The sequence below is a fragment of the Acinetobacter rudis genome (assembly GCF_000829675.1).
Taxonomy (GTDB): domain Bacteria; phylum Pseudomonadota; class Gammaproteobacteria; order Pseudomonadales; family Moraxellaceae; genus Acinetobacter; species Acinetobacter rudis.
This window is the reverse complement of the sequence record NZ_BBRX01000019.1, coordinates 125140-132731: the sequence shown is the minus strand read 5'-3', so window position 1 is coordinate 132731 and position 7592 is coordinate 125140. Positions and strand designations below refer to the sequence as shown.

Sequence of the window (7592 nt, the reverse complement as noted above, 5' to 3'; positions counted from 1 at the left end):
CTTCTTGCTACTTCGTCAGTAGCAAGTTAGACGAAAAACTTATTCAACAACTCAGTCCTTTGAACTAAGTTCGTTGTCCGTATCTCGTCGGGATGCAGCGTATTCTATAGAGTTTTAAATCAAGCGCAACCCCTAATTTCAATTTATTATATCGGTCGTTTGTTTTTTAAACCAAATAGCGTAAAAAACTATTTTTACGTGTAAATAACAACCGATTTAACTCAAAATATCTTTAGATTCGATTTGAAAGATAGATAAACATCTGTAGTTGAACTTAAATCATCTGATCTTCAAACACGATTTTGTTTATACAATGTTTTATATTTATACCCTACACTGCACATTAAAAGGCTATCTGTGTATTCAGACTATTCCCCAGCTATATATAAAGAACAATGAGAAAGAAATTTTGAAAGCAATTGTCTATTTTGTGTCAACATGGTTTTAAAGGATTAGAATACCCCCTCATTTAATATTTACGATCTGATCATGCCCGTTCGATTTATTCCGAGATTATTACTTTTAGTCTCTGGACTATGTGTACTGTCATTTGGTGTCGCACTTTCTATACGCTCAAATTTAGGTACCTCACCAATTTCTTCTGTTCCTTACGCCTTTAGTCATATTATTGCTTTATCTGTTGGCACTTTAACGATTATCCATCACATCATTATGATCTTATTGCAGATGCTGATCTTGGGTAAAAAATTTCAATGGATCCAATGGTTGCAGCTTCCTGTTGGTATGGCCTTTGGTTTCTTTATTGATACCACACTCTGGCTCACCCAAAGTTGGATGATTGAAAGCTATTTCATTCAATTAGCGTTTTGCCTATTAAGCTGCCTGTTCACGGCGATTGGCGTATGTATGATTTTAAGAGCAGGTTTAATCTATTTAGCAGCAGAAGGTTTATTTTTTGCCTGCGCTGAACGCTTTAATAAAAGTTTCGGATTTTGTAAAACCACAGGTGATATCAGCTTAGTATTAATAGCTGTTATTAGCTCTTACTTATATCTACACGAAGTTGTTGGTGTCCGAGAGGGTACGGTAATTACTGCCTTATTGGTTGGGTCTATGGTTAAATTACTGATGCCATATTTTCACTTCTTAGATTTCACTCAAAATAAATCTAAAGAAATCAGTAAACACGCTAGCTAATATAGTGTTCTTGATCAGATAAAAAAACCTTTCAAGATTGAAAGGTTTTTTTATGGCATCACTTATTCAAAATATGTTTGATTTGAATCTTTATAATATGGCCGATCACCAATTAATGTCGCACGATGCATAATACGATGTTGTGGTCGATAATCATCCACTGCATAATGTAAAGTACAACGATTATCCCAAAATGCCACATCATCTTTTTGCCATGACCAGCGCACCATAAACTCTGGTTTCTGTAGATGTGCAAATAATAAAGCCAATACCGCAGCACTTTCTTTACTTTCTAATTCATTAATACGTGTTGTAAAGCCTTCACTCACAAATAATGCTGGTTGACCAGTTACAGGATGGGTCCGTATTACAGGATGACTTACAGGTGGATGTTTTAATTTAACTTGGGCTAATTTTTCAAGTTCTACAGGATCTTGACCAAAACGCTCAATTGGAAAAGATTGTGCAATATCATGTTGAGCAGTCAAACCCGATAAAAACTGTTTCATTGGCTGTGACAAAGCTGCAAAAGCTGCAGTTGCATTCACCCAAAGGGTATCCCCCCCATAACTTGGAACTTTTTTAGCAGCTAAAATCGCGCCTTTTGCTGGTGCTGTCAAGAAAGTCACATCTGTATGCCAAAGTGCATTATCACGTAGATCATTTAACTCAGTATCTAACAGCATAATTTCAGGCTGTTCAGCAATATTGGGATAAATTGGATGAATATGTAACTCACCAAACTGTTTTGCAAAATTGGCATGCTCCACAGGTGTAAGTTTTTGATTTCTAAAAAATAATACCTGATGCTTTAATAGTGCTTGTTCTATATCTTGCTGCTGTTCAGTTGTTAAATTCTGAGTTAAATCAATACCCTCAATCACTGCGCCCAGTGTTGGTGTAAGAGGTTTAATTTTCAATTGATCACTCACATATGCATTCATTGTCGTTTCTCTCAACTTTCTCTGTTGTTTCGGACTAAGCTCAATAGGTTGTTTTCATCAATGGATTAAGACTGCCATGGTACCCAACGTTTTTGTAAATAACGTAAACCAAGTTCCAAAGCACAAGCAATGATCGCGATTAGAAAAATCCCAATCAGCACCACATCCGTTGCTAACAACTGTGAAGAAGATTGCACCATAAAACCTAAACCTTCAGATGCTCCCACTAACTCAGCTGCGACCAATGTGGACCATCCCACCCCTAATCCAATCCGAACTCCGGTTAAGATATTGGGTAAAGCACTTGGAACGATCACATGACGAACGATTTGTATTCGGCTTGCACCTAAAGACTGTGCTGCACGAATTTTTGCTTGATCCACAGAGCGAACACCTGTAGCCGTAGCAATGACTACAGGAGCAAAAATCGCAAGAAAAATTAAAAGTACTTTTGATAACTCTCCAATACCACACCAAATCACAATGAGTGGTAAATAAGCTAATGGCGGAATTGGACGATAAAACTCAATAATAGGATCAAGTACAGCACTCACACGGCGACTTTGTCCCATGATTAAACCCAACGGGATTGCAATTAGCACTGCAGCAAGCAAAGCAACTAACATCCGACCAAGACTCGCAAAGACATGCTCAGATAAAGCAATGCCCATATACCCACCAGCCAATAAGTCTTGAAAACGTTCCATGACAATTTGTGGCGAAGGTAAAAACAGTTCATCAATCCACTGTAGTTTAGTTACCACGTACCATGCCAAGAGCAAAGTCAGTATTGCAAAAACACTCAGCCAACGTAGTCGCGTTTCACGTGAAACACTAATTTTAATTGAAGCAGGTGTTGAGTGTTGTTCACGGGTTTCATCAAACAATTTTGAATATTTCATTGACATAACATCATCCCTAACCCGCTTTTTGAACGTGTAATGTTGCTGGCGCTGCATGCAAAGCATTTTGCGTAAACACCAAATTCAAAACATGTTCACGCATCGCAATAAACTCTGGATCAGATTTAATACTGCGTGCAGACTCCCCTTGTGCAAAGCGTGTAGCAAAATCCAATTTGATCGTTTCAACAATTCGCCCTGGATTTGGTGCCATAATCATAAGATCTGTCGCTAAAAAAACAGCTTCCTCAATGTCATGAGTAATCAAAAATATTGGCTTTTCAGTCCGATGCCATACATCAAGTAATAGACACTGCATTTGCTCGCGAATAAATGCATCTAATGCAGCAAAGGGTTCATCCATGAGCAATATCTTAGGGTCAGCGGCTAAAGCACGGGCCAATCCTACTCGTTGTCTTTGACCACCAGAAAGTTCGCGAATGTGACGTGAACCAAATCCATCAAGCCCAACCAGTGACAGTAATTGATGTGCACGTGCTAAACGTGCTTGTTTCTCTACCCCAGCCAAAGTTAAACCAAAAGCAATATTGTTTTCTACGTTCTGCCAAGGCAACAAAACATCATCTTGAAAGACCACACCACGATCACGACTTGGCCCTTGAATGTCCTGCCCATCCAGTTGAATCAAACCTGATTGTGCTTGAGTAAAACCTGCAATTAAATTCAATAAAGTTGTTTTACCACTTCCTGATGCGCCTAAAACTACCATCAGTTGCTGAGGTCCCAATTGAAATGAAATATCGGAAAGTACATCCTCGCTACGGCCACGATATTGGGCTCGTAGATGTTCAATACGCAAAATAGCCATTTAATTGTTCCCCGAATATGATGCTGTAGACTGAATAAAAGCAGTGGTGACAAATTTTTGATAATTTGATGGAACCTTGCGAACCAATCCCAAATCTTTAAGATAGTTCACAGTATTGGCGATATTATGTTGAGTGCCTTGGGCCAAATAACGCGTACTCAGTTGTGCTTGACGATTTGGATACTGAGCACCAGCCAGTAACCCAGGGACATCTGCTGCTGCAACCCCTGTAATTTTGGCAATCTTTTGTACTTGTGAACTATTGACACTCCAAGCTGCTGGATTAGCTTGATATGCGGCATAATAAGACAGTGTTACATCAGCAAACTTGCGTAAGACCTCAGGATGTTGTGCTGCAAATCCACGGCGAGCCACCCAGACTTCAAATGTAGGAGCTCCCCACTGCCCGACCTGACCCGCATCTGTCATCACTGTGCCAGTTTTCTTGATATTGGCTAAGGCTGGTGACCAAACAAATGCAGCATCAATATCACCACGACGCCATGCAGCATTAATTTCAGCAGGCTTAAGATTTAATAATCGAACTTGATTAGGCTGAATATTCCAGTGTTTGAGTGCACTCAATAAACTGTAATGTGCTGTAGACGCAAACGGTGTCGCAATTTTTTTACCGATCAAATCACTGGGTTTGTAGATACCACGACCATTCTTTACCACCAATGCTTCGGCAGACTTTAAGTCAGTTGCAACCAAAAACACTTCAATATCTAGATCATTCGCTACCGCAGCGGCCAAAGGGCTTGATCCCAGCAAGGCCAGATCAACAGCGCCAGAAGCTAGAGCGGTAAGTACTTCTGCTCCACTATTAAATAAACGCCAGTCAACTTTTTCAGCGAGTGCGCGTTCATAAGCACCATCTGCCTGAGCCACTTTAGCGGGTTCGACATTGGTTTGATAACCAATTACCACAGCCTTTGCTGCAGCTACATTACTCTGTGTCAGCAACAACAGTCCTGCGGCATTCAACAAAAAACGATGATAATACATAAGAACCAAATACCATGACCCGAAGATTGCCACTATGGCAAATCAAAAAATTTGTGTGAAAGAGACATGTTATTTTTAATTCTTTACTTTGAAAAATATGTTTTTAATGACTCGTTATCAGATTAATTCCTAAACACAATTTCAGATTTAAAAATCAGATAATCGAATACCTCATCAAGCGTGACTCAAGCCAATAAGCAACAAAAAAGCCCCATTCAAATTGAATGAGGCCTATTTATCGCCATTTGCAAATTAACTTTATGCAGAACGGCCTTGAATACCAATGCGATGTTACTCAAATAAATTAAGTAACACCCCATCAAAACTAGTCAGTAAAGATTACACGAGCAATCGCTTTTTTACCTGATTGGATAATACATGTTTTGTTTTCTTTAACCGAATAGTCAGCACCAACCACTTCCCAATCAACTTTTACTGCACCACGTGCAACAGCATCTTTGGCTTGCGCAGCATTTTTAGTCAGACCAGCTGTACGTAAGATTGAGGCAATAAAAATCTCACCACCAAACTCAGCACGTGAAATAGTCACTTCAGGTGTATCTTCTGGCACTTCACCTTCGGTAATTACGTTACCCGCACCTTTGTGTGCATTAGCTGCAGCTTCAGCACCATGGAAACGTTCAACCAATTCGAGTGCTAAAATGATTTTGACCTCTTGTGGATTACGACCATCTTGTATTTCTTGCAACAAGACATCGATCTCATCCATAGATTTGAAGCTAAGAAGTTCAAAATAACGTGGAATCAAGCTATCTGGCATAGATAGAATTTTTTGATACATAGCACCAGGAGCGTCAAATACACCAATATAGTTGCCCAAAGATTTAGACATTTTATTGACGCCATCTAAACCTTCAAGAATAGGTACAGTAATACATACTTGAGATTCTTGGCCATAACGACTTTGAAGTGTACGTCCCATTAACAAGTTAAAGGTTTGGTCAGTACCCCCCATCTCTACGTCTGCTTCAAGCGCAATAGAGTCATAACCTTGTACTAATGGATATAAAAACTCATGAATCGCAATCGGTTGTTGACTCTTATAACGTTTAGTAAAGTCATCACGTTCTAACATACGTGAAACCGTTTGCTGACTTGCCAATTGAATTAAATCGGCAGCTGAACGCTCATTAAACCATTCAGAGTTAAAACGTACTTTGGTTTTATTTGGATCAAGAATTTTGAAAACTTGTTCCTGATACGTTTTAGCATTTGCAATGACTTGATCACGTGACAACGGTGGGCGTGTCGCGCTCTTACCTGATGGGTCACCGATCATTGCTGTATAGTCACCGATCAAAAAAGTCACTTCATGGCCTAGATCTTGAAAGGTTTTCAGTTTATTAATAAGAACTGTATGACCAAAATGTAGATCAGGCGCAGTCGGGTCAAAACCCGCTTTAATTTTTAGAGGACGGTTTTCCTTGAGTTTCTTAAGTAGATCCTCTTCAGAAATAATTTCGTGGGTGCCTCGCTGGATGAGGGCAAGTTGTTCTTCAGCCGGCAGAAAATTTGACATCAAAAAGTCCAAACAGGTAGGTTATTCAATTTCTACGATATACTAACACTTTTTCAGCACAATGCAGGCGAGTATTCATATGAGTGCAATCTATATTGGTGTAATGACGGGGACCAGCATGGATGGCGTCGACATTGTGGCCGCATCTTTTCACCCCCTAACAATTCATGCAACATTAACGCTCTCATTTGAACCAAGTCTACGCGATGAACTCATGGCTCTCACTCTACCAAGTGACAATGAAATTGATCGCATGGGTAAGGCTGACGTGGCTTTGGCGCAAATGATTGGTCATGGCATTAACCAATTGATTGTAGAGAATCAACTCAACCGTGCTGAAATTAAGGCCATTGGTTCACATGGACAGACCATTCGTCACCGCCCTGAACATGGTTTCAGTTTACAAATTGGTGACCCAAATATTATTACTGAAATCACCAAAATCCCTGTTGTTTCTGATTTTCGTCGTCGTGATTTAGCAGCTGGTGGCCAAGGTGCGCCATTAGTACCTGCATTTCACCAGGATGTGTTCCAGCACCCAAGTAAACACCGAGTCATTCTCAATCTGGGTGGCATTGCCAATGTCAGTATTTTACCCGCAGGAAAAGTGGATGAGGTTTATGGCTTTGACACAGGTCCAGCAAATATTCTGATGGATGCATGGTGCCATCGTTACACAGGCCAACCTTATGATGAGGATGGTCGTTGGGGGGCATATGGTCAACCCATCCGAACTTTACTTGATCGCTTACAATCTCATGAATACTTTTCTAAAGAGCCACCCAAAAGTACTGGTCGTGAAGACTTTAATTTAGAGTGGTTAGATGAACAAATTTTAGATTGGCGTAATGACGTTGAATACGATGAGCTCGAAGACCGTCCTGAAAACGTTCAAGCCACTTTACTCAAACTTACCACCCGTGCCATCAAAAAAGCAATTTATCGCTCCCCACTTGATACAGGTGAAGTCTATGTCTGTGGTGGTGGCGCTTATAATACACAGCTGATGGAACAACTACGTTGGCGCTTACGTAAACATGAATGGACTGTGCAAAGTACGCAAGTACTTGGTATTTCACCAACTTGGGTTGAAGCTACGGCCTTTGCTTGGCTCGCAATGCGTTTTTGTGAACAGCAAAGTGGTAACTTACCTGCAGTAACAGGTGCGACAGGCTTTAGGGTTTTAGGTACGATCTCCGTGGTATAAACAC

At 40.3% G+C, this 7592-nt stretch carries 7 protein-coding genes; 2 read left to right on the top strand and 5 right to left on the bottom strand.

All coding sequences use genetic code 11. From position 1 onward, the window contains the following. The first annotated feature begins 489 nt into the window (after positions 1-489). Positions 490-1158, top strand: coding sequence for a YczE/YyaS/YitT family protein (locus tag Aru01_RS04485; RefSeq protein ID WP_016654483.1), 669 nt, complete (start codon positions 490-492; stop codon positions 1156-1158). Positions 1159-1220: 62 nt separating this feature from the next. Here Aru01_RS04485 and tauD read toward each other — a convergent pair whose 3' ends face one another. The 5 genes from tauD to tyrS form a co-directional block, all read right to left on the bottom strand. Then, positions 1221-2102 (bottom strand): taurine dioxygenase, encoded by an 882-nt coding sequence (tauD, locus tag Aru01_RS04480; RefSeq protein WP_016654484.1) that lies wholly within the window; start codon positions 2100-2102, stop codon positions 1221-1223. Between the two features lie 65 nt (positions 2103-2167). Then, positions 2168-3004 carry a taurine ABC transporter permease TauC gene (gene tauC / locus Aru01_RS04475; RefSeq protein WP_051145756.1) on the bottom strand — a complete coding sequence of 279 codons (837 nt, stop codon included), beginning with the start codon at positions 3002-3004 and terminating at the stop codon, positions 2168-2170. Positions 3005-3020: 16 nt separating this feature from the next. Next, positions 3021-3833, bottom strand: a complete 813-nt coding sequence (tauB, locus tag Aru01_RS04470; protein ID WP_016654486.1) for a taurine ABC transporter ATP-binding subunit — start codon at positions 3831-3833, stop codon at positions 3021-3023. Further along, positions 3834-4841 carry a taurine ABC transporter substrate-binding protein gene (tauA, locus tag Aru01_RS04465; protein ID WP_016654487.1) on the bottom strand — a complete coding sequence of 336 codons (1008 nt, stop codon included), beginning with the start codon at positions 4839-4841 and terminating at the stop codon, positions 3834-3836. It abuts the gene before it with no gap. 325 nt (positions 4842-5166) lie between these two features. Next, complete coding sequence (tyrS, locus tag Aru01_RS04460) at positions 5167-6381, bottom strand: tyrosine--tRNA ligase (RefSeq protein ID WP_016654488.1); 1215 nt, start codon at positions 6379-6381, stop codon at positions 5167-5169. Between the two features lie 79 nt (positions 6382-6460). Between tyrS and Aru01_RS04455 the strand changes: the two genes are divergently transcribed. Next, entirely contained in the window at positions 6461-7588 is a 1128-nt protein-coding gene (locus tag Aru01_RS04455) for an anhydro-N-acetylmuramic acid kinase (RefSeq protein WP_016654489.1), read from the top strand. The last annotated feature ends 4 nt before the right edge of the window (positions 7589-7592 follow it).

Coding starts and splice junctions, on each gene's coding strand:
- Aru01_RS04485 (WP_016654483.1), top strand. CDS start 490: ATGCCCGTTCGATTTATTCCGAGATTATTACTTTTAGTCTCTGGACTA.
- tauD (WP_016654484.1), bottom strand. CDS start 2,102: ATGAATGCATATGTGAGTGATCAATTGAAAATTAAACCTCTTACACCA.
- tauC (WP_051145756.1), bottom strand. CDS start 3,004: ATGAAATATTCAAAATTGTTTGATGAAACCCGTGAACAACACTCAACA.
- tauB (WP_016654486.1), bottom strand. CDS start 3,833: ATGGCTATTTTGCGTATTGAACATCTACGAGCCCAATATCGTGGCCGT.
- tauA (WP_016654487.1), bottom strand. CDS start 4,841: ATGTATTATCATCGTTTTTTGTTGAATGCCGCAGGACTGTTGTTGCTG.
- tyrS (WP_016654488.1), bottom strand. CDS start 6,381: ATGTCAAATTTTCTGCCGGCTGAAGAACAACTTGCCCTCATCCAGCGA.
- Aru01_RS04455 (WP_016654489.1), top strand. CDS start 6,461: ATGAGTGCAATCTATATTGGTGTAATGACGGGGACCAGCATGGATGGC.